19 protein-coding genes and 1 pseudogene are annotated in these 21,123 nt (G+C 64.5%); 8 read left to right on the top strand and 12 right to left on the bottom strand.

Annotation, left to right across the window (positions count from 1 at the left end):
* Window positions 1-9: 9 nt before the first annotated feature.
* Window positions 10-456: a nucleoside deaminase gene (locus V1286_RS28495; RefSeq protein ID WP_244608499.1), complete on the bottom strand. Its 447-nt coding sequence runs from the start codon at window positions 454-456 to the stop codon at window positions 10-12.
* Window positions 457-620: 164 nt separating this feature from the next.
* On the opposite strand from V1286_RS28495, the gene V1286_RS28490 reads away from it, so the two are divergent.
* Both V1286_RS28490 and rsmD read left to right on the top strand, forming a co-directional pair.
* The gene (locus tag V1286_RS28490) at window positions 621-2,786 is read left to right on the top strand and encodes a pseudouridine synthase (protein WP_334485252.1); all 2,166 of its coding nucleotides are present in this window, start codon (window positions 621-623) and stop codon (window positions 2,784-2,786) included.
* A 7-nt stretch (window positions 2,787-2,793) separates the two neighbouring features.
* Window positions 2,794-3,348: a 16S rRNA (guanine(966)-N(2))-methyltransferase RsmD gene (gene rsmD, locus V1286_RS28485; RefSeq protein ID WP_334485250.1), complete on the top strand. Its 555-nt coding sequence runs from the start codon at window positions 2,794-2,796 to the stop codon at window positions 3,346-3,348.
* Window positions 3,349-3,473: 125 nt separating this feature from the next.
* Here rsmD and mutL read toward each other — a convergent pair whose 3' ends face one another.
* A complete protein-coding gene (gene mutL / locus V1286_RS28480) occupies window positions 3,474-5,285 on the bottom strand; it encodes a DNA mismatch repair endonuclease MutL (protein WP_334485248.1) in 1,812 nt (603 codons plus the stop codon).
* A 303-nt stretch (window positions 5,286-5,588) separates the two neighbouring features.
* Between mutL and V1286_RS28475 the strand changes: the two genes are divergently transcribed.
* The 3 genes from V1286_RS28475 to V1286_RS28465 all read left to right on the top strand — a co-directional run bounded on the left by V1286_RS28475 (window position 5,589) and on the right by V1286_RS28465 (window position 6,813).
* The gene (locus tag V1286_RS28475; RefSeq protein ID WP_334485246.1) at window positions 5,589-5,885 is read left to right on the top strand and encodes a hypothetical protein; all 297 of its coding nucleotides are present in this window, start codon (window positions 5,589-5,591) and stop codon (window positions 5,883-5,885) included.
* Window positions 5,886-6,076: 191 nt separating this feature from the next.
* Window positions 6,077-6,283: a YgaP family membrane protein gene (locus V1286_RS28470; protein WP_334485244.1), complete on the top strand. Its 207-nt coding sequence runs from the start codon at window positions 6,077-6,079 to the stop codon at window positions 6,281-6,283.
* Window positions 6,280-6,813 carry an RNA polymerase sigma factor gene (locus tag V1286_RS28465; RefSeq protein WP_334485242.1) on the top strand — a complete coding sequence of 178 codons (534 nt, stop codon included), beginning with the start codon at window positions 6,280-6,282 and terminating at the stop codon, window positions 6,811-6,813. Before V1286_RS28470 ends, V1286_RS28465 begins: the two co-directional genes overlap by 4 nt.
* 102 nt (window positions 6,814-6,915) lie before the next feature.
* Here V1286_RS28465 and arfB read toward each other — a convergent pair whose 3' ends face one another.
* The 6 genes and pseudogenes from arfB to ileS form a co-directional block, all read right to left on the bottom strand.
* Window positions 6,916-7,335, bottom strand: coding sequence for an alternative ribosome rescue aminoacyl-tRNA hydrolase ArfB (arfB, locus tag V1286_RS28460; RefSeq protein ID WP_334485240.1), 420 nt, complete (start codon window positions 7,333-7,335; stop codon window positions 6,916-6,918).
* Window positions 7,336-7,491: 156 nt separating this feature from the next.
* Window positions 7,492-8,817, bottom strand: a complete 1,326-nt coding sequence (locus V1286_RS28455; protein ID WP_334489966.1) for a M16 family metallopeptidase — start codon at window positions 8,815-8,817, stop codon at window positions 7,492-7,494.
* Between the two features lie 38 nt (window positions 8,818-8,855).
* Window positions 8,856-10,247: a M16 family metallopeptidase gene (locus V1286_RS28450; protein ID WP_417021192.1), complete on the bottom strand. Its 1,392-nt coding sequence runs from the start codon at window positions 10,245-10,247 to the stop codon at window positions 8,856-8,858.
* 177 nt (window positions 10,248-10,424) lie between these two features.
* Window positions 10,425-11,138, bottom strand: a complete 714-nt coding sequence (locus tag V1286_RS28445; RefSeq protein WP_334485238.1) for a hypothetical protein — start codon at window positions 11,136-11,138, stop codon at window positions 10,425-10,427.
* A 92-nt stretch (window positions 11,139-11,230) separates the two neighbouring features.
* Entirely contained in the window at window positions 11,231-11,749 is a 519-nt protein-coding gene (gene lspA, locus V1286_RS28440; RefSeq protein WP_334485236.1) for a signal peptidase II, read from the bottom strand.
* Between the two features lie 519 nt (window positions 11,750-12,268).
* Window positions 12,269-15,268 (bottom strand): annotated as a pseudogene (ileS, locus tag V1286_RS28435) (isoleucine--tRNA ligase); the annotation flags it as partial.
* Window positions 15,269-15,518: 250 nt separating this feature from the next.
* Here ileS and V1286_RS28430 point away from each other — a divergent pair.
* Entirely contained in the window at window positions 15,519-15,920 is a 402-nt protein-coding gene (locus V1286_RS28430; RefSeq protein ID WP_334485234.1) for a NepR family anti-sigma factor, read from the top strand.
* Window positions 15,889-16,281, top strand: a complete 393-nt coding sequence (locus tag V1286_RS28425) for an RES family NAD+ phosphorylase (RefSeq protein ID WP_334485232.1) — start codon at window positions 15,889-15,891, stop codon at window positions 16,279-16,281. The genes V1286_RS28430 and V1286_RS28425 overlap by 32 nt, the downstream gene beginning before the upstream one ends.
* Before the next feature lie 100 nt (window positions 16,282-16,381).
* On the opposite strand, the gene V1286_RS28420 is transcribed toward V1286_RS28425, so the two are convergent.
* Window positions 16,382-16,933, bottom strand: a complete 552-nt coding sequence (locus V1286_RS28420; protein ID WP_334485230.1) for a sugar O-acetyltransferase — start codon at window positions 16,931-16,933, stop codon at window positions 16,382-16,384.
* On the bottom strand, window positions 16,930-17,901 hold the full coding sequence (locus tag V1286_RS28415; RefSeq protein ID WP_334485228.1) for a bifunctional riboflavin kinase/FAD synthetase: 972 nt from the start codon (window positions 17,899-17,901) through the stop codon (window positions 16,930-16,932). Before V1286_RS28415 ends, V1286_RS28420 begins: the two co-directional genes overlap by 4 nt.
* Before the next feature lie 230 nt (window positions 17,902-18,131).
* Between V1286_RS28415 and V1286_RS28410 the strand changes: the two genes are divergently transcribed.
* On the top strand, window positions 18,132-18,527 hold the full coding sequence (locus tag V1286_RS28410; protein ID WP_057835874.1) for a response regulator: 396 nt from the start codon (window positions 18,132-18,134) through the stop codon (window positions 18,525-18,527).
* Window positions 18,528-18,718: 191 nt separating this feature from the next.
* On the opposite strand, the gene V1286_RS28405 is transcribed toward V1286_RS28410, so the two are convergent.
* Together V1286_RS28405 and V1286_RS28400 are read right to left on the bottom strand one after the other, a co-directional pair.
* A complete protein-coding gene (locus V1286_RS28405; protein ID WP_334485226.1) occupies window positions 18,719-19,573 on the bottom strand; it encodes a TIGR01459 family HAD-type hydrolase in 855 nt (284 codons plus the stop codon).
* A 15-nt stretch (window positions 19,574-19,588) separates the two neighbouring features.
* Window positions 19,589-21,058 carry an EAL domain-containing protein gene (locus V1286_RS28400; protein WP_334485224.1) on the bottom strand — a complete coding sequence of 490 codons (1,470 nt, stop codon included), beginning with the start codon at window positions 21,056-21,058 and terminating at the stop codon, window positions 19,589-19,591.
* Window positions 21,059-21,123 lie beyond the last annotated feature (65 nt).

Genomic DNA, 21,123 nt, shown 5'->3' with positions numbered 1-21,123 from the left:
CGGAGTGGCCTACCGCCTCACCTTGAAAAACTCCTTCAGCAGCGTCGCCGCTTCGGTCTCGCCTACCGCCGAATAAACCTCCGGCACGTGGTGGCAGGTCGGCTGCGCAAAGAACCGCACCCCGGAATCCACCGCGCCGCCCTTGGGGTCGGCGGCGCCGTAATAGAGCCGGCGGATCCGGGCAAACGAGATCGCGCCCGCGCACATGGTGCAGGGCTCCAGGGTAACGTAGAGGTCGCAATCGACCAGCCGCTCGGTGCCGATGGCCTCGGCGGCCTGCCGGATCGCCAGAATTTCGGCATGCGCCGTCGGGTCGCGGTCGGTCAGCGTCCGGTTGCCGGCGGTGGCGATGACCTCGTAACCCCTGACAATCACGCATCCGATCGGAACTTCGCCCGCTTTTCCGGCGTTTTCGGCCGTTTTCAGCGCCAAATCCATGAAAGAAGGGGCAGTCATGCCTCGTATCATCGGAAGAAACCTGCTACTAGCTGCGCCTTCAGCAAACGTGGATGCCGGTTTTGCGTGAGAATGCGCCTTGAGCGAAGCGCGCGCGCGTTTCCGCTTTGACAGCCCATCCGCATCCGCCTGATAGCCATTTTACCTGTACCGAGAGACCATTCATGCCCCGCGATAGCGACAAAAACAACGATTCCCGCGGCCGGCGTGACCGGCCGTCCGGCGGCAAAGGCCGCTCCGGGGCGGCGAGGGGGCCTGAAAAGAAGTTCGCCAAGCGCGGGTTTGCTGGGAAGGACGACGGCGAGCGGCGTCCCTATGCCGGAAAGTCCGACGGTGCGAGGTCGTTTGGCAAGAAGCCTTATGCCGGCGGCGGAAAACCTTACGCCGGCAAGCGGGACGGCGATGATCGTCCGCCGCGCCGGGACTTTGGCGACGCGCCGCGTCCGCGCGGCGATCGGCCGTTTGCTGGCCGCCCGTCACGCAGTGACGATGGTGAAAAGCGTTCGTTCAAGCCGCGTGAAGATCGTGGCGGTGGCGAGAAGCGTTCGTTCAAGCCGCGCGGCGACCGGCCGAACTTTAATCGGGACGACCGCCCCCCGCGCTGGGATCGCAAGAGCGACCCTAGGGATCGCGATGATGTGCGTCCGGCGGGACGTTTCTCCGATCGAAAATTTGGCGACAAGAAGCCCTATACCCCGCGAGAAGGCGGTGGCGAGAAGCGGCCCTATGCGCCGCGCGGCGAAGGTTTTCGTAAAGACAGCGACCGTCCGCGTGGCGATCGGCCCTTTAGTGCCCGCCCCCCGCGCGATGGCGATCGCCCCCGTGGTGATCGGCCTGAGAGAAAATTTGGCGGTGACAAGAAGTTTTCGCGCGGTGCGCCCGATCGCGGCCCGCGAAAGGATTTTGGTGACCGTCCCGATCGTGGTCGGGACCGCGGCGATTCAAAGCCGTGGCAGAAGCGCGAGGATCGCGGCGAGCGCGATTCCCGTCCCGCCCGTGCCGGTGCGCGCAATTTCGACAAGCCGCGCTTCGATCGATCCCGCGACGACCGCGGCGACGATGAGCGTCCGCGGTTTTCGCGTGCGCGCGAGGATCGCCCGAAATTCGACCGTCCCCGCCGGGATCGCGAGGGCGACCCTGGGAGGCCGGCCGGCCGCACCGACTGGCAGGAGCATCCGCGCAGTGAAGCGGGTGACGATCGGCCGCGTCGCGAGAACGAGGACGACAGCAAGATTTTTGCAAAGCGTCCGGCGTTCGGCGGCCGTGGCGCTTATCGCGAGCGCCAACCTGAATTCGACAAGCGCGCGCCGCAGCCGCCACGCGTCAAGAAATCCGGCGAGCGCATCGCCAAGGTGGTTTCCCGCGCTGGGCTGGCCTCGCGCCGCGATGCCGAGGAATGGATCACGCAGGGCCGCGTCACCGTCAACGGCCGCGTCATCAATTCGCCGGCGCTCGACGTCACCGCCAACGACACCATCGCCGTCGACGGCAAGGTGCTGCCGCCGCGCGAGCGCACGCGGCTGTTCATGTATCACAAGCCGCGCGGTCTGATGACCACGCATGCCGACCCCGAGGGACGGCCGACGGTGTTCGACAATCTGCCGGAAGGCTTGCCGCGGCTGATCTCGATCGGCCGGCTCGACTTCAACACCGAGGGGCTGCTGCTGCTGACCAATGATGGCGGGCTGGCGCGCGCGCTCGAATTGCCTGACACCGGCTGGCTGCGGCGCTATCGCGTCCGCGCCCATGGCGAGGTCACGCAGGCGCAGCTCGACGAACTGAAGAAGGGCGTCGAGGTCGACGGCGTCAAATACGGGTCGATCGATGCGACGCTGGAGCGCGACCAGGGCGCCAATGTCTGGCTGGTGTTTGCGATCCGCGAAGGCAAGAACCGCGAGGTCCGCAACGTCATGGCCCATCTCGGCCTCGAGGTGAACCGCCTGATCCGGGTTTCCTACGGGCCGTTCCAGCTCGGCGAACTTGCCGAGGGCCAGGTCGAGGAGGTCAAGACGCGCGTGCTGCGCGAGCAGCTCGGTGAGAAGATCGCAACGCTCGCCGGCGCCGATTTCAACCGGCCGATGCCGGGCGAAAAATCTGACGAAAAGTCGGACGACGAAGAGGCCGCCGCGCCGCGCGGCAAGAAGCCGTTCAAGCCGGCCGGGAAAAGCGCACTGATCGCCGACCGCAAGGGCCGCCGCGTGCTGGTGCAGCGCACCGGCAGCGAGGAGGCCCGTGCCCGCAACGAGGAAGAGGCCAACGGCTACGGCCCGCCGCGCCGCCCCAAGCGCGGCTATCACGGCAAGCGCGATTTGACGCCGCGGGACGAGTAGCTGGACGATGCGCGTCGTCGGCGGACGATTGAAGGGCCGTAATCTGGCCTCGCCATCCTCGCAGGCGATCCGCCCGACGGCGGATCGTTTACGCGAGTCCGTGTTCAACATCCTGATCCACGCCTACGATGATCCGATCGAAGGCGCGCGCGTGCTCGACCTGTTTGCCGGCACCGGCGCGCTCGGCATCGAGGCGGTGTCGCGTGGCGCGGCGTTCACGCTGTTCGTCGACAACGGCGCCGAAGCGCGTGCGTTGTTGCGCAACAATGTCGAGGCGCTGGGTTTGGGCGGCGTGACAAAAGTCTATCGCCGCGATGCCACCAATCTCGGTCCGGCGCATCCGATGGAGCCGTTCTCGCTGGCCTTTCTCGATCCGCCCTACGGCAAGGGACTCGCGGACAAGGCACTCGTCTCGCTGCGCGATGGCGGCTGGCTCGCTCGGAGTGCGCTGCTGGTGGTGGAGGAGGCGAAGGCCGCGGCGTTCGCCGCGCCCGATGGTTTCGAGGAACTGGAACGCCGCGCATATGACGATACGGAGTTCGTGTTTTTGCGAGGTTCGTAGGGTGGGCAAAGGCGCGCTTGCGCCGTGCCCACCATCAAGCAGCGTGCTCGTGATGGTGGGCACGCTTCCGCCTTCGCTCGCTGAGCTACGGCGGACAAGTCGCTTTGTCCACCCTACGAATTCCTTCAACGCCGCCCGAACAGCTTCTCGATATCGCTCAACTTCAATTCCACATAGGTCGGCCGGCCGTGGTTGCACTGGCCGGAGTTCGGCGTGTCTTCCATCTCGCGCAGCAGCGCGTTCATCTCTTCCGGCTTGAGTCGCCTCCCGGCGCGGACCGAGCCGTGGCAGGCCATCGTGGCCGCGACATGCATCAAACGCCGCTCCAGCGGCAGCGCCTCGTCCCATTCGGCCATGTGCTCGGCGAGATCGCGCAGCAATCCGGCGGCATTGGCCTTGCCGAGCAATGACGGCGTTTCGCGCACCGCGACTGCGCCGGGGCCGAAGGAATCGATCGCGAGCCCGAAGGAGCAGAGTTCTTCGGCGCGGTCCAGCAGCTTCTCGACCGTGGCCTCATCCAGCTCGACGATTTCGGGGATCAGCAGTATCTGCCGCTGCACGCCATTCTTCGCCAGCGACGCCTTCAGCTTCTCATAGACGATGCGCTCATGCGCGGCGTGCTGGTCCACCACGACCAGGCCGTCGCGGGTCTGCGACACGATGTAGGTCTCGTGGATCTGCGTCCGCGCCGCGCCCAGCGGGCGGTCGAGCAGGTCGGCAGAGGGCTGCGCCTCGAAGCGCACGTCGGCGGTCGGCGTGCCGACATCGAAGGCGGCCTGTCCCGCTTCGGCGAGCGCAGACGCGACCGAGCCTCCGAATGAAGGCGCGGGGTTCACCGGATAGGCCGGCGAACTGCGCCAGTCCCAGTTGCTCGGGCGCGGCGTAAAGGAGGGACGAAACGCCGACAGCGCCGCGCCGTCGGTATTGGCGGCGGTGCGCCGGCCCTCGCGGGCGAGGCCGTCTTTCAGTGCGTGCACGATCAGCGCGCGGACGAGGCCGGCGTTGCGAAACCGCACCTCGGTCTTGGCCGGATGCACATTGGCGTCGACCTCCTGCGGATCTGTCGTCACGAACAGCGCGACCACGGGATGGCGGTCGCGCGGCAGATAATCCGAATAGGCCGCGCGCACAGCGCCGAGAATGAGCTTGTCGCGGACGGGGCGGCCGTTGACGAACAGATATTGTCCGAGCGCGTTCGCGCGCGTCAGCGAGGGGGCTGCGGCAAAGCCCTCGACCACGACGCCTTCACGCTCGGCGCGCACTTCGATGGCGCTCGAACGGAATTCGCTTCCCAGGATATCGCCGAGCCGGGTCAGCCGGCCCGCCGCGCCGGGCAGCGCTGCGGCCCAGGTCACCGGCGCGCGTTCCTCGCCGGCCAATGTGAAGGCGATGTCGGGCCGCGCCATCGCCAGCCGCCGCACCACTTCGCGGATCGCTTCGGCCTCGGTGCGATCGGTTTTGAGGAATTTCAGCCGCGCCGGCGTCGCGTAAAAGAGATCACTGACCTCGACGCGGGTGCCTTGCGACAGCGCGGCCGGCATGATCGCAGATTTCACGCCGCCTTCGACCGACAGCGACCAGGCGTGCGGCTCGCTGGCATGGCGCGTCGTGATGCCGAGCTTCGCGACCGCGCCGATCGAGGGCAGCGCCTCGCCGCGAAACCCCAGCGTGCGAATGCGTAAGAGATCCTCGTCGTCCAGCTTGGAGGTGGCGTGGCGGTCGACGGCGAGCGCAAGGTCGCCATGGGTCATGCCGCTGCCGTCGTCGGTGATGCCGATCCGCCGCCGGCCGCCGCCATCGGTGAAAATGTCGACGCGGCTGGCGCCGGCATCGATGGCGTTCTCGACCAGTTCCTTCACCACGCTCGCAGGACGTTCGACCACCTCGCCGGCGGCGATGCGGTTGACGACCTGTTCGGGGAGCTGGCGGACGGGCATGCGTTCTCGGATCGATTCGAGTCTGGATGACGATTTTACGCGGCTACCGAGTCAAATGCATGTGTTCAAAATATTTTTACGGAACTTTCCGGACGCTGCGGAGGCGCCGAATATGCGGTCTGCATGTGGCCAAAGATTCGCAAAATGACCCCGAAATCCCTGCACGATCACCACATCGCGCGGCTTGCATGGCGGGCGCGCCGTTCGCGGATAACGACTGTTCCGGCGATGAGCATGTTCGGGTTGTGAACGGCGCCTGAAGAAGCCGAACTGTTCGTCGTCAACCAAACCTTGGAGAAATGGATGAAGCTAGTGAAAACCTCGGCTATCGCGGTTGCAATCTCGGCTCTGCTTGCCGGTCCGTTACTGGCGCAAGGCGCCTCATCCGACACCCAGATCCGCGGCGGTGCAAAGGGCACGACCCAGATGCAGGGCGGCCCGTCGGGCAGCATGGACGAGGACGCTGATGCGCCGGCAGCCGGCCAGAAGGCCGGCGCGAAGCCCGGCTCGAAGGGGACCGTCGGAGCCGGTAGCGGCGCGCCGCATGCAGCGCCCAAGGCCACGGGCGGAGCGGCTACCCCGCCAGCGAGCAACCGATAAGTGCCAGGAGGACACCCGTCTCCTCCGCCGGGTTGCTCTCCAAACAGAACTCCGGCCGCGCCAGGCGGCCGGAGTTTTTTGTGCAGTTTTTTTGTGCCCTGACCCGAAGTTCGCGAACCGAAAGCCCGGCTGAACGGCTCTATTGGGGGAGAACTGAGTGAGGTTCTCTCGCTGAATCAAAGGGAGCTGTTATGTTTTATCGCAAGAATTTGCCGGGCTGGGAGCGGGCGATGCGGACGATCGGGGGCGTTGCGATGATTGCCTACGGGCTGTTCGGGATGCCGGGCACGATGGCCGGTTATCTGATCGCGGGCACTGGCGCGATCGCGATCGCAACCGGGTTTTTCGGCTTTTGTCCGATGTGCGCCATGGTCGGCCGGAGGCTGCCTTCGCCATGACCGCGCTGGCCGGGGCAGGGCGCTGCGATCCCTCGCTGATCGAGGCCGCGCGCGGCGGCGACACTGAGGCGCTGGTCTCGCTGATCGCGATAGCCCAGCCCGACATCCGCCGCTATGCCGCGCGCAATTGCCGCGCGGCCGATATCGACGACGCGGTTCCGGAAACGCTGTTGCTGCTGTACCGGCGCCTCGGCACGCTGCGTGCGGTGACGTCGTTTTCGGCGTGGCTGTTTGCGGTCGCCCGCCGCGCCTGTCTTCGGCTGCTGCGCCGATCGGCGGGAATGGCTGACGCTCCGGCCGACGATGTGGAGATGCGTTTGGCGCATCTTGCGCCCGACGACATTCGCATCGATCTGTCCCGCGCGATCCAGTCCTTGCCCGATCATTATCGCGAGGTGATCCTGCTGCGCGATATCGAGGAATTGCCGATCGACGAGATCGTGGGCGTTCTTGGGCTGACGCGCGAGAGCGTCAAGGCGCGCATTCACCGCGCGCGGTTGATGATCCGGGAATATCTGATCCGGGATTGAGGGAGAGCGTTTTCAAGCGAAGCATGCCCTCGGACTTGATCCGTGGGTGAATACCGGTTCGCGTCAGGAAAACGCGTCAATCAAAAGATCGACGGCAGCCCTTCAATCGTCGAAGCGCGCGGTGTTGCGCTTCGCCTTGATGTCGCTGCGGCGCTTCTTGCCTTCGAGCCTTCGCTGCTTCGAGCCGAAGGTCGGCTTGGTGGCGCGCCGCGGTATCGGCCTTACCATGGCTTCGCGCAGCATTTCGAGCAGGCGGTCGATGGCGTCGGCGCGATTGCGTTCCTGGGTGCGGAAGCGCTGGGCGTGGATCACGATCACGCCCTCCTTGGTCATGCGCTGGCCGGCAATCCGGTTCAGCCGCAAGGCGGCATCCTCCGGCAGCGTGACCCTGCGCGTGTCGAAGCGGAGCTGGGCCGCTGTCGCGAGCTTGTTGACGTTCTGCCCGCCCGGGCCGGAGGCGCGGACGAAGCCGATCTCGATGTCGTTTTCGTCGATCGTGAGGTCGCGGGAAACCCGCAGCATGGCGTTCACCGGTCGTCGTCATGCCCGGGCTTTTCCCGGGCATCCACGTCTTACCAGCGTATGAAAAAAAGGAAACGTGGATGGCCGGGCACAGGCAAGCGGAAGCAACGCCGTCCTGCGGACGGCTATGCCCGGCCATGACCGCGAAAATACCTGTCAGTTCGCCTTCGGCGGCGCCACGACGGACTGGGCGGCGGCCTGCGGGGCGCGGCCGACGATGACGGTGAGCAGGCCCTGGCCCCACAGCTTCTGCGCGGCCTTCTTGGCGTCGTCGAGCGTCACGGCGTCGACCAGCGCGTTGCGCTTCTCGATGTAGTCGATCGGCAGCTTGTCGAGCTGGTACTGCAGCAGCGCCTGGGCGAGCTTCGAGGAGGTATCGAGCGCCAGCATCTGCGAACCCTTGAGGTAGGACTTGGCCTCGTCGAGTTCCTTCTGGGTCGGGCCTTCCTCGGCCATGCGGCGGACTTCCTTCTCGATCGCGTCGACGGTCTCGCCGGCGCGGTCGGCGCGGGTGCCGGTATTGCCGATGAACAGGGCGGAGCGATCCATCCAGAGCAGGGATTGATAGACCGAATAGGCGAGGCCACGCTTTTCGCGCACCTCCCTGTAGAGCCGCGACGACAATCCGCCGCCGCCGAGGATGTGGTTCACCACATAAGCGGCCATGAAATTCGGATCGTGGCGGCGAATGCCGGGGCCGCCGAACGTCACCACGGTCTGCGGCACGTCGAGCGGCACGAACGCGCGCTGCGGCGGCTTGGTGGCCTCGACTTCGGTGATCGCCGTCAGGCTGGCCTTGGCCGGCAGTCCGCCGAATGTCTTGTCCAGGAGCTTGCCGAGCGTGTCGGCATCGACATCGCCGACCACGGCGATGCGCAATGTATCCTTGGCGATGACGCGGCGGACGTAATCCTTCATGTCGGCGACGTCGATCTTCGGCACGCTGTCGAGCGTGCCGTTGCCCTGCCTGCCATAGGGATGATCGCCGAAGGCCGTTTCGAGGAATTTGCGGCTCGCCAGCGAGGTCGGGTTGGTGGTGTCGCGGCGCAGCCCGGAGAGCACCTGTGCACGAATCCGCTCGACGTCGGTGGTGTCGAAATGCGGCGAGGTCAGCGCCAGATGCAGAAGGCCGAAAGCCTCGTCCTTGTTGTCCTTGAGCATACGCAACGAGCCACGGAAGTAATCCCGGGTCGAGGAGAAGCTCAGCTCGATGGCGCGGCGCTCGAGGCGCTCGTGAAAGGTTTTGGAATCAAGGTCGCCGGAGCCCTCGTCGAGCAGGCCGGCGACCATATTGCCGACGCCCGATTTGTCCGATGGATCCTGGGCGGCGCCGCCGCTGAAGGCATATTCCATCGCGATCAGGGGCACGGTGGCGTCCTGCACGAACCACGCCTCGATGCCTCCGGGCGAGACCAGCCGCTGGATCTTTGCCGCGGCGTGCGACGGCGTCGCCAGCACCAGCAGCACGGCGCCGGCGATCAGGCCGGATGTGAGGCGCTGCGCGCCAATCGAAAGACGGATCACGAGCGCTTCTCCTCACGTTTCGGCGCGGCATCCTTGATCAGATAGCCGGTCACCGAGCGGTTCTTCTCGAGCCATTTCTGCGCGGCGTCGCGGACTTGTTCGGCGGTAACGGCGCGAATCCGGTCGGGCCAGCTCCTGATATCGTCGATGGAAAGCCCGGTCGTCAGCGCGCCGCCATACCAGCGCGCCAGCGTGGCCTGATTGTCCTGGGCGTAGATCGCTTCCGCAATCAGCTGGGTCTTGACCCGCTCGAGATCCTCGGCGCGGGCGGGGTTCTGGATCACCTCCGCAATCACGCCGTCGATCGCCTGTTCTACTTGCGAAAACTCCACGCCGGGCTTTGGCGAAACCGAGATCGAGAACTGCGAGGGATCCAGCGAGGTGCCCTGATAGCCGGCGCCGGCGCTGATCGCGAGCGGACGGTCGATCACCAGCGCGCGGTAGAGATAGGAGTTGGAGCCGCCGCCCATCAATTGCGCGAGCACGTCGAGCGCGGGGCCTTCGCCGGCCGCAGCCGTTGCGGAGGAGGGGACAAGATAATAGCGCCGCAGGCTGCTCTGCTCGACGCGCGGATCGGACAGCGTCACCGTGCGCGGCGCGGCAGGCACCGGCTCCTGCGGACGGATGCGCTGCGCTGATATCGCCGGCTGCGCCGGGATGCCGCCATAGGCCTTTTCCACCATCGGGCGGACTTCCTTGGCGTCGACGTCGCCTGCGATCACCAGGATCGCGTTGTTCGGCGCGTAGAAGCGCTTGTAGAACGCCAGCGCATCCTCGCGGTCGAGCTTCTCGATCTCCTGGCGCCAGCCGATCACGGGCCGGCCATAAGGATGGTTGAGGTACAGCGCCGCCATGATCTGCTCGGTCAACCGCGCGTCCGGATTGTTGGCGACGCGCATGTTGAACTCTTCCAGCACGACGTCGCGCTCGGGCAGTACGTTCTCATCCTTGAGAATGAGGCCGGTCATGCGGTCGGCCTCGAACTCCATCATTTTGGCCAGTTGCTCGCGCGGCACGCGCTGGAAATAGCCGGTGTAGTCGAGCGAGGTGAAGGCGTTCTCGTTGCCGCCGATCCGCAGCACGGTCTGGGAGAATTCACCGGCGGGATGTTTGGCTGTCCCCTTGAACATCAGATGCTCGAGAAAGTGCGCCAGTCCCGATTTGCCCGGCGTCTCGTCGGCGGAGCCGACCTTGTACCAGATCATCTGCGTGACGACGGGCGTGCGGTGATCCGGGATCACGACCACTTGCAGGCCATTGTCGAGGGTGAAGCTGGCGGGACGTTCCGACGTGACCGTGGTCTGGGCGAATGCGCTGCCGGCGGAAAATGCAAACGTCGAGATGAAGACTGCAACGAGAGAGGCGGCAAAACGGTGTGAGGACATCATGACCTATCTGGCGCGCATGCCGCAAAGCTGGTGACCGGTCCTGCGACAGAAATTCGCGCAAACGTTAGAAGTAACCCGACAAAACCGTTCGGGATCAAGCTGCGGCATCGTACACCGCGCCGGCACCAGCAATCGTCACGAAGGCGAGAGATCAGCTTAACTAATCGCCATGCTTAACTAATCGCCATACTTGCCCTTGGCCGGGTTGTATTCCTTGTTGAGCGATTCCCTCGGCCCGGTGCCGTAGGCGTAGTTCGGCGACGGCGTCTGGTAGCCGGGCGGTGGCTGGGTCAGCGAATCCCGCGTCGGCTCGGCCTTGAACGGTGCCGTCTCGGCCTTGTTGCCGCCGAACAGGCCGCTGAAGCTGCCGTTGTAGCCGAGCTGCGACGGGCTCAGGATCGGATTGTTGTTCGAGGTGCCGGGCTGCACCGGATCGTTGTCCTTGCGCGAGGGCGCCGCGGTCTTGCCCACCGCGAGTTCGGCCGGCGTCAAGATGCGGGCCGCTTCGCGCGGGTCCTTGTTTTCTTTCTTGCGCGCCGCGGCGGCTGCCTTGCGGCGCTGCAGGTCGGGATCCTTCGGCCAGTTCGGCGCCGTCACTTCGGCCGAGGAGCCGGCCGGCGGCGGCAAGTCCAGCTTGGGCGGAACCACCAAGGGCGAGCGCTCGCGGTACTCGATGCCGCGGTTCTCCATGTTGGTGCCGCCGATGCCGCGCATGATGCCTTCGATGATCTTTTCCTCGAAGGTCTTGTCGTCCTCATCCTCGTCGTCCGCCGCGCGCAACGGTCCGGTGGCCATCACGAGGACGATGCCGAGAGCAATGGCGGCGAACCGCAGGGCCCGGCTCAGCGAGCTGGTCTGCAGCATCCAGAAGCGGGTTTCGGTCTCGCGCATCGCGCTGTTCCCATTCACAATTTCTGCAACACGCGGGGGCCGGTTTAAGGGGCGTGATGGCTCCATACCGCAGGGGTTCGTATCGACCGGGATCAGGGCGCTTTTGCGGCGGGTACCCCTAGGAACGAGTCATACAATAGGCCCGCTACCCCGGCAACAATGGCCACATCCGCCAGGTTAAACACATACCAATTGAAGGTTTTTCCCCCGATCTCGATGTGGAACAGGGCAAAATCGACCACCGCGCCATACAGGAAGCGGTCGGTGACGTTGCCGGCCGCGCCCCCGATGATCAGGCCGAGCGCCAGCGTCGCCAGCAGGGTGCTGGAGCGCGCCATCCAGATCCCTAGCACGATCACGGCGATCGCCTTGATCGCCATCAGCGCGAGCTGGGCAAACTGGTTATCGCTTTGGAACCAGCCAAAACTGATCCCGACGTTCCAGGCCAGCACCAGATCGAAGAACGGCGTGACCCTGACCGCGCCGCGACGGGCGAGGTCGAATACGTAGAGCAGCCAGAGTTTCGAGGCCTGGTCGATCACCAGCGTCGCGATCGCGGCAATGACGCCGACGCGGAGGTGAGGGGTTCGCGGGTGTTCGAGGCCAGACACTTATCTGGCCTTCTTCTTTTTCGCCCTGGTCGCCGGCGGCTTCCTTCCCGGCTTCTTGGTCGTCTTTTTCTTCTTTGCCTGCTTGGCCGCCGTCTTTGTAGCCGCCTTCTTTGTAGCCCCCTTCTTGGCCCCCTTCGCTGACGAAGAGGCCTTTTTGGATTTGGCAGCCTTCTTGGCCTTGGCTTTCTTGGCTACAGCTTTTTTGACTACGGCTTTCTTGGCTTTTGCCTTTTTGGCCTTGGGCTTCTTGGTATTGGGCTTCTCGGCTTCAATGGCTCTCTCGGCTTCGACAGCCTTCTTGGCCGCTGCGACCTTCCTGGCTTTGACCGGTCTCTCGGCTTCCTCAGCCTCCGCGCTTTCCAAAGTCTTCTTGGCCCTGACTTTCTTGTCGGGCCTGGCAGCCGTCACGTTTTCCGAACCGGCTTGTTCGGGCGTTTCCTTTACCGGCGCTGGTTCTACGTGTTGCGTCTCGATCAATCCGACCGGCTCGGCAGGCGCTTCGACTGCATCCACCGGCTTCACGCCTTCGACAAGTGCCTTCCATTCCCGCAAGGCCTGCGCGTCACGCGGGGAGACGTCGGGATACTCCGCGTCCTCGCCGACCGTGGGCAGGATCTTCCACGACCGGGCGCATTTGGTGCCCACCGCTTTCTCGACCACGACGGCGACGCCGGGCACGTCGGGAAGGGTGAACGCGCTGGTCGGCGCGTCGTCGTTGGTCGCCATCGCGTTCGAGGTGATGCAGACCTCGGCCAGGTCGACATCGAACAGCGTGTTGAAGATGTTCTTGTCCGACACATAGACCAACGGCGACGCCTCCAGCGAGGAGCCGATGTTCTTGGCGGCGCGTTCGAGTTCGAGCGCACCGGTGACCACGCGCCTGACATCGCGGATGGTTTCCCACTTCGCGGCGAGCGCGTCGTCGCGGAATTGGTCAAAGCCTTCCGGGAACAGCGTCAGGTGCACCGACGGCTCGGCGTCCGGCCTGTACATCCGCCACGCCTCTTCGCAGGTGAAGCTGAGCACCGGCGCCAGCCAGCGCAGGATCGCATCGCAGATGATGTCGATCGCGGTCAGCGCCGCCTTGCGCGTGACCGAGGACGGCGGATCGCAATACAGCGCGTCCTTGCGGATGTCGAAATAGAACGCCGACAATTCGGTATTCATGAACGCCGCAAGCGTCGCGACCACCGTCTTGTAGTCGAACTCGGCATAGGCCTGGCGCACGATGGCGGCGCGCTTCGCGAGCTCGTGCAGCATCAGCCGTTCCAGCTCGGGCATGTCGGCATAGGCGACCGCATCGGCCGGATCGAAATGATGCAGCGTGCCGAGCATCCAGCGGATCGAGTTGCGCAGCTTGCGATAGGTCTCGATGGTGTTCTTGAGGATCTCCGGCCCGATGCGCTGGTCGTCGGCATAGTCGGTGGCACAGACCCAGAGGCGGAGGATATCCGCGCCCGAATCCTTCATCACCTTCTGCGGCTCGACGGTGTTGCCGAGCGATTTCGACATCTTGCGGCCGTTCTCGTCCAGCGTGAAGCCGTGGGTCAGCACTACGTCATACGGCGCGCGGCCGCGGGTGCCGGCGCTTTCCAGCAGCGAGGAATGAAACCAGCCGCGATGCTGGTCGCTTCCTTCCAGATACATCACGGTATCGTCGCCGCCATCGATCTTGCGGACGATATTACCGAGGTTGGGAAAGTTCTGGCGGTCTTCCAGCACGAAGGCGTGCGTCGAGCCCGAATCGAACCAGACGTCGCAGATGTCGTCGACCTTCTTCCATTCCTCAGCCGCGCGCTCTCCAAGAAATCGCTCGCGCGCACCGTCCATGTACCAGGCGTCGGCGCCTTCCTCCATGAAGGCTTCGACGATGCGCTGATTGACGATTTCGTCCTGCAGGATCTCGGCTGCGCCATCGCCCTTCTCGCGCACGAACACGGCGATCGGCACGCCCCAGGCGCGCTGGCGCGAGATCACCCAGTCCGGGCGTCCGGCGATCATGCCGTTGATGCGGTTTTGTCCTGCGGGCGGCACCCATTGCGTCACCGAGATCGCATGCAGCGCGCGGGCGCGCAGCGTGTCGCCGGGCTTGGTCTTGCCGTCAACAGCAATGTCCTTGTCCATCGCAATGAACCATTGCGGCGTGTTGCGGAAGATCACCGGCTTCTTCGAGCGCCACGAATGCGGGTATTGATGCTTGAGCCGGCCGCGCGCCAGAAGCCTGCCGGCCTCGACCAGCGCCTTGATCACGGCGTCATTGGCGTCGCCCTTCTCGCCCTTGTCGTTGATCACGCGTTTTCCCGTGAAGCCGGGCGCGTGGTCGGTGTAGGCGCCGTTCTCGTCGACGGTGTAGGGGATGGCGGTGTTGATGCCGCGAGCATCCAGCTCGCGCGCGTTCGCCATCCAGGCGTCGAAGTCCTCGCGGCCGTGGCCGGGCGCGGTATGGACGAAGCCGGTACCGGTGTCGTCGGTGACGTGGTCGCCGGGCAGCAGCGGCACGGTGAATTCATATCCGCCGCCGAAGCCTTTCAGCGGATGGGCGCATTCCACCGCGTCGAGCGTGTCGCCCGGCAGGTCGCGCACCTTCTCATAGGCGGTGACGCGCGCCTGCTTGAACACTTCTCCAGCGAGCGCATCGGCGAGGATCAGGAGATCGCCGGTCTTCGCCCAATTGTCAACGGGCGCATCGGTGACCTCAAAGAGGCCGTAGGCGATCTTCGGCGAGAACGAGATGGCGCGGTTGCCGGGCAGCGTCCACGGCGTCGTGGTCCAGATCACCACGGAAGCCTCGGCCAGCACGCCATGCGCCGGCGAGGTGACCGGAAATTTTACCCACACCATATCCGAGGTGTAGTCCTCGTATTCGACCTCGGCTTCGGCCAGCGCGGTCTTCTCGACCACGCTCCACATCACGGGTTTTGAGCCGCGATAGAGCGTGCCGTTGGCGGCGAACTTCATCAGCTCGCGCGCGATCTGCGCCTCGGCCGGGTAGCTCATGGTGGCGTACGGATGATCCCAGTCGCCGATGATGCCGAGCCGCTTGAACTCCTCGCGCTGGATGTTCAGCCAGTGCGTCGCATAGGCGCGGCACTCTTTGCGGAACGCCACCATCGCGGTGGAGTCGCGGAAGTCCGGCTTCGGCTTGCCCTTGGAGCGGTAGTTCTCTTCCTCGATCTTCCATTCGATCGGCAGGCCGTGACAGTCCCAGCCCGGCACGTAGTTGGAATCGAAGCCCAGCATCTGCTGGCTCTTGGTGACGACGTCCTTGAGGATCTTGTTCAGGGCATGCCCGATATGGATGTTGCCGTTGGCGTAGGGCGGCCCGTCATGCAGCACGAACTTGGCACGGCCGGCGGCGTCCTTTCGCAGCTTTTCGTAGAGGTCGATCTCGTTCCAGTATTTGAGGATTTCCGGCTCACGCTGCGGCAGCCCGGCGCGCATCGGGAATTCCGTCTGCGGCAGGAACAGGGTCTTGGAATAGTCGGTGACGACGTCGGACTTTTGCGAATTTTGGGACATGAATGCTCTGGTTTGGCTCGTAACGGCGCTGAAATCGCTGATATGCGGGTGAAGCACGGAAAATCCCGGTCTTGCGCCGAGCGGATCGCTCAGGCGGAAGCCGGGCCGCTAATGCTGATGGTGCGCCGCGCAAACATGGGACTTTTCCATAGCAGCCAACCGGGAAATCGCAAAGCCCCACGGCCACCGAACCGATCGCTGTTGCGGTTTTCTCCGATGATACTAATCTATTGATTATTGGAGAGAATTCATGAGCGCCAAGTCGTCCGAGGTTTACGAGAGATTAAAGGACCTTCGCCGCCAAGGCGATTTGACCAAACTACAGTCGAGGATCAGGCGGCAGTTCAAGGCGATGTACGATGACGTCGTAAGGCAGGCTGTTCCGGATCGCTTCGCCGAACTCATTCGGAAATCGGACGAGGCAGAAAGTCATGTTGGCACAACGGATCCATCGGCAAATTTGATCAGAGCACTCGAGATCAAGACGCTCGCCGACCGGATCTTTGGCGACGAGCAAAAGGCCGAAGCCTGGCTGCAGCGGCCTAACGCGTCGCTGTCAGGTCAAAAGCCCGCTGATCTCTTGAATGACGAGCTTGGCACGGCGGTCGTTCGCGAAATGCTTGAGCGAATCGACCATGGAATCTTCGCCTGAGCCGTCAGATGGAGCTCTGGCGGATTTCGAACTACGCCGATCTTTCCGGGATTGGGGCCTAAGGGCAGCCGGGCGGTGGCATTCGCAGGGCCGGCGGATCGTCTATCTCGCCGATCATTCATCCAGCGCATTGCTTGAGATGCTGGTCCACATGGACCGCGATCTGATGCCGGCTACTTATCAATTGCTGCGCATCGTCGTTCCTGCGGACATAGCCGTCGAGACCATCGACGCGGAGCTATCACAAGATTGGCGATCGCAGACGTTGACGAGCCGGGAAATCGGAGATCGATGGCTTGATCGTTCAGCGAGCGCACTACTACGTCGGCAATCAGCGCGAAAGGAAATAATTACCTTTTGAATCCCGAACACCCGGACGCCGCAAAGATAGCCGTGGCGGAAATCATCAAAGCGCCCTTCGATCCTCGATTGCTCGCCTGAAAAGGGAGCCGTCAGGCCGGTCATTTCCGGGGCCGGGCCGGGTTTCCGGCAACTGTCTGGCCGGCAGCGACATCCCGGGTGACCACGCTGCCGGCGCCGATCATCGCGCCATCGCCGATCGTGATGCCGGGGAGGATGATGGCGCCGCCGCCGATCCAGACGTCGCTCCCGATTCGCACCGGGCGTCCGAATTCAAGGCCCGTCCGCCGCGTCTCGGCATCGCGCGGGTGATCGGCGGCATAGATTTGCGTCGCGGGGCCGATCTGGGTGCGGTCGCCGATCGTGACTTCGACCACGTCGAGGATGACGCAATTGAAATTGAGAAACACCTCGTCGCCGAGCCGGATGTTGTAGCCGTAGTCGCAAAAGAACGGCGGACGGATCACGGCGCCGATGCCGACACGGCCGAAATGGGCCGATAGCAGCGCGTGCCGCTCAACCACGGGCGCTGCGAGCGCCGCATTGTAGCGCGCGAGCCAGGCCTTGTTCGCGGCGGCATCCGCCTGCAGTTCGGGATCGCCGGGACGATAGAGCTCGCCCGCCAGCATTTTTTGTTTTTCCGTCTTGTTCAACCGATCGCTCCGAGCCTGGGAAAGGCGTCCGGCGCCGCCGCCAGTGTCGCGCGCGCCCTGGCGCTGTCGTCATCCATCTGGCGTATCAACGCTTCGATGGTGTCGAATTTCAGCTCGTCACGGATGAAGCTGATAAAGGCGACGTCGAGGACGGCGCCATAGAGGTCGCCCTTGAAGTCGAACAGGAACACTTCGAGCAGCGGCGCGCCGTTATCGAAGGTCGGGCGGCGACCGAAGCTCGCGACCGCATCGAAACGCTCGGCCCCACGGCCGACCCGCACCGCATAGATGCCGTGCTTGAGGCTGCAATTCTTGTCGAGGCGGATATTGGCGGTGGGATAGCCGAGATCGCGGCCGCGCTTCTCGCCATGGATCACCTCGCCGCTCACGAACCACGGCCCGCCCAGCATGGCGGTGGCTTCGTCGATCTGGCCCTCCGCCAGCGCCATGCGGATCGCGCTGGAGGACACCGGCCGCTCCTCGATATCGACATGGGCCTGGACGTCGACCTCGATGCCGAGCCGCGGCCCCTCACTGACCAAGAGGCTCGGCGTGCCGGCACGGCCCTTGCCGAAATGAAAGTCGTAGCCGACCGCAATGCCGCTGACGCCGAGGCGCTCGATCAGGTCATGGTGAATGAAATCTTGCGCCGAGGTCCCGGCGCGGGTCTTGTCGAAGGTCATCACGACCGCGCCGTCGAGCCCGGTCCCGGCCAGCAGGCGCAGCTTGTTGGCCTCGTCGGAGAGGCGGAATTGCGGGCTGTTCGGGCTGAAAAAGCTGCGCGGATGGGGCTCGAAGGTGACGGCAAATGTCGGCCTGCCATGGGCGCGGCCCATCCGTAAGGCCGCGTCGATCACGGCCCGGTGGCCGAGATGAACGCCGTCGAAATTGCCCATGGCGACCACGGCCCCGCGGGGGATCTCCGCGGCAGGGGTGGTGTCTCGGATAACGGTAAAAGCAGTGGTCATTTCTGGGATTCTTCAGGGATTCTTCAAAGATTCTTGGGTCGGGGAGCGCGGCCGGACCGTGACGCGGTGCCGCCTTCGAAGTCAAGCGGGCGGGGATGCATCAAAACGGCCTCAATCCGCCTGTTCCCGATTAACGGGCTGTTTAACGGCAGCTGCTAGATGTGGGGGGAGGACTGCGGGTCGCGCAGGCCTGTCGATTATTTGTGGCGTAAGCATTGAGTGGGGGAAAGATGGCGGTTGATTTGTCCATGCCGGTTCTGGTGGTCGATGACTACAGCACCATGATCCGCATCATCCGAAATCTTCTGAAGCAGCTCGGCTTCGACAACATCGACGATGCCAGCGACGGCTCGGCGGCGCTGAACAAGATGCGCGGCAAGAAATACGGGCTCGTGATTTCCGACTGGAACATGGAGCCGATGACCGGCTACGACCTGCTCAAGGAAGTCCGCGCCGATCCCAATCTGGCCACCACGCCCTTCATCATGATCACGGCGGAATCCAAGACCGAGAACGTGATCGCCGCCAAGAAGGCCGGCGTGAACAATTACATCGTCAAGCCGTTCAACGCGGCGACGCTGAAAACCAAGATCGAGGCGGTCTTCCCGGACATGGCGACGGCGTAAGGCGCCTGGTCTCCCAGCTCGCTCCAATTCTCGTGATGCCCGGCCCAATCCCGGGCATTGCTGCGCTCTCATGAGTCCACGTCCTACCAGGTCTTGGCCCTACCAGGTCTTGCGTTTTCGGATGATGTAAGGCCCATTCCTACTTTGCATGGGGTTGTTTTCGCAATTTTGAGTCCGGTGCAACGATGCACCTACCACCGCAGCTCGCGCATCAGCGCGCGGGGTGGATGGCCGAACAGCTCCTTGACCGAAGCCGGATCGAGCTGATCGATGCCCTCGAATTCCTCGGAATGGATGCCGCGGGTGAGGAAAAGACAATCGATTCCGAAACCGAGCGCGCCGGTGAGGTCGGTCCGCACCGAATCGCCGATCGCCAGCACACGGTCGAGCGAGGTCGGCTGGCCGCGGCGTTCGGCGGCGAGCGCCATGGCGCGTTCATAGATCGGCCGGTGCGGCTTGCCATAGAAGACTACTTCGCCGCCTAATTCGCGATAGAGCTCGGCGATCGCGCCCGCGCAATAGATCAAGCGGTCGCCGCGTTCGACGACGATGTCGGGGTTGGCGCAAATCAGCGGCAGCTTGTGCTCGCGCGCCTGCAGCATCATGGCGCGATAGTCTTCCGCCGATTCGGTCTCGTCGTCGAACAGGCCGGTGCAGACGATGTAGTCCGCCTGCTCCAGCGGCGCCATCACGGCATCGAGCCCGCGATGGATCGACGAGTCCCGGTCCGGACCGATCCAGAACATCTTCTTGCCGGGATGGCCGGCGACGAAATTCCGGGTCAGGTCGCCGGAACTGACGATGGCGTCGTAGGTTTCGTCGGCAACGCCGAGCTTGCGCAACTGGCGCTGCACGGAATCGGCCGGTCGCGGCGCGTTGGTGATCAGGATGACGGTGCCGCCGCGCTGGCGGTAGGTGTGCAGCGCCTCGCAGGCTTCGGGGAAGGATTCCAGCCCGTTATGCACCACGCCCCAGATGTCGGAGAGGATCACCTCCACACCGTCCACCAGCCCACGCAGCTGCTCGATGAACCGCAATGAGGTCATGATTGCGGAAGCCTGTTAGCCCGGTCCCGCGGCACGGCGCGCCAATGCGGCATTGCCGGTCGCCCGCATCGGGGGCTCTGCGGCCGGGCTGGCGATGGGAACGGTGTTGCTGGAGCCATTGGGAGCGCCGGATTCCTTGTTCGCTGTCGCCCCGCCGGTAGCAGATGCCCCCTCGGGCCGCAACGGCCGCGGCGGCGCAAACAGGAAGCCCTGTCCAAACCGCACGTCATAGTCGAGCAGATCCACCACCGCGCGCTCGCCCTCGATCTTTTCGGCGATCAGGTCGATGCCGAAGCGGCCGAGCAGGTCGGAAAGGTCGGAAGGGTGGATGTCCGAAGTCGAGCTCTGCTTGGGATCGAGCAACAATGCCGCCGGCACCTTGATGAAACGGACGCCGCGGTCGGCGAGGTCGCGCGGCTCGATCCGCAAGTCGGTGACGTGATCGATCGAGAAGCGGTAACCGCGCTGCGACAATGCAGCGAGATTCTCGATTTCGGTCGGGCCGAGATGGCGGAACGTCGCCTGCTTGAACTCGAGCACGAAGGACGGCGCCAGCGCCCGATTGGCCTCGAGGAAGTCGAGGCATTGCGCGAAATTGGCGGAATTGCCGAGCGTCGCCGCCGAGACGTTGCAGAACACGCCGACGTCCTTGTTGCGCACCATCAGACGGCGCAACACCTGGATACAGCGCAGCATCACCATATGATCGATCTTGCCGATCAGCCCGCCGGCTTCGGCGGTGGGGATGAAATCGTCGGCGGCGAGGATCTGGTCCTTGTCGTCGCGCAGTCGCGTCACCGCCTCGTAGAAGCGCACCTTGCGCTGCGGCAGTGTCACCATCGGCTGCAGGTAGATGTCGAGCCGGCTTTCCTCGACGGCATTCTTCACCGCGGCAAGCAGCTGCGGCTGGCTGCGCGAGTGCGAAGCGGCGTCCGCGGCCGCCGCTGAAGGTGCCGGCCTTGCAGCCGCAACCGGTGCGGGTCTGACGGCGGGGGCCGCTTGCTCCGGGGCGATCGCCGGTTGTTCCGGCGGTTCGGAATGCGGCCGGCCCGACGGGGCGGGGGGCGCAGCCGCGGCGCCCGAGGCCAGCAGATCCTCATGGCCCGCCACCGAGATGGCCAGTTGCTTGACCAGCCCGCCGAGCTCGTTGATCTCGCCCAGGACGGCCTGGATGCGGTCGGAGCTTGCGGAGTTTGCCGATACAACCCGGCCCTCGATCGCGGCGAGCCGGCGGCCGAATTCGGCGACCTGGCGGGCGAGGTCGGCGGTGCCGCGGGAAAGATCGGCGATCTGGCCGCCGACGTCGGAGCGGTCGCGCAGCCGCATCGACACGGCGTTGTAGAGGATCAGGAAGGTCAGCGCGGTGAGCGCCACGATCGCGGATTCGGTGCCGCTGAAGCCGGCCACCGCATGCAGGACGAGGCCGAGGGAGGCTGCAACCAGCACCATGCAGATGGCGATGAAAATCGTCGAAATGCGAATCATGTCGCGCGCTACGCCCTCAGGTCGGAACTGTATTCACCCGGGAAAACACGGAAGTTGCAGGCACG

The organism is Bradyrhizobium algeriense, assembly GCF_036924595.1.
GTDB lineage: Bacteria > Pseudomonadota > Alphaproteobacteria > Rhizobiales > Xanthobacteraceae > Bradyrhizobium > Bradyrhizobium algeriense.
Note: the sequence above shows the minus strand (reverse complement) of the source record. Positions and strands in the feature narration are given on the sequence as shown.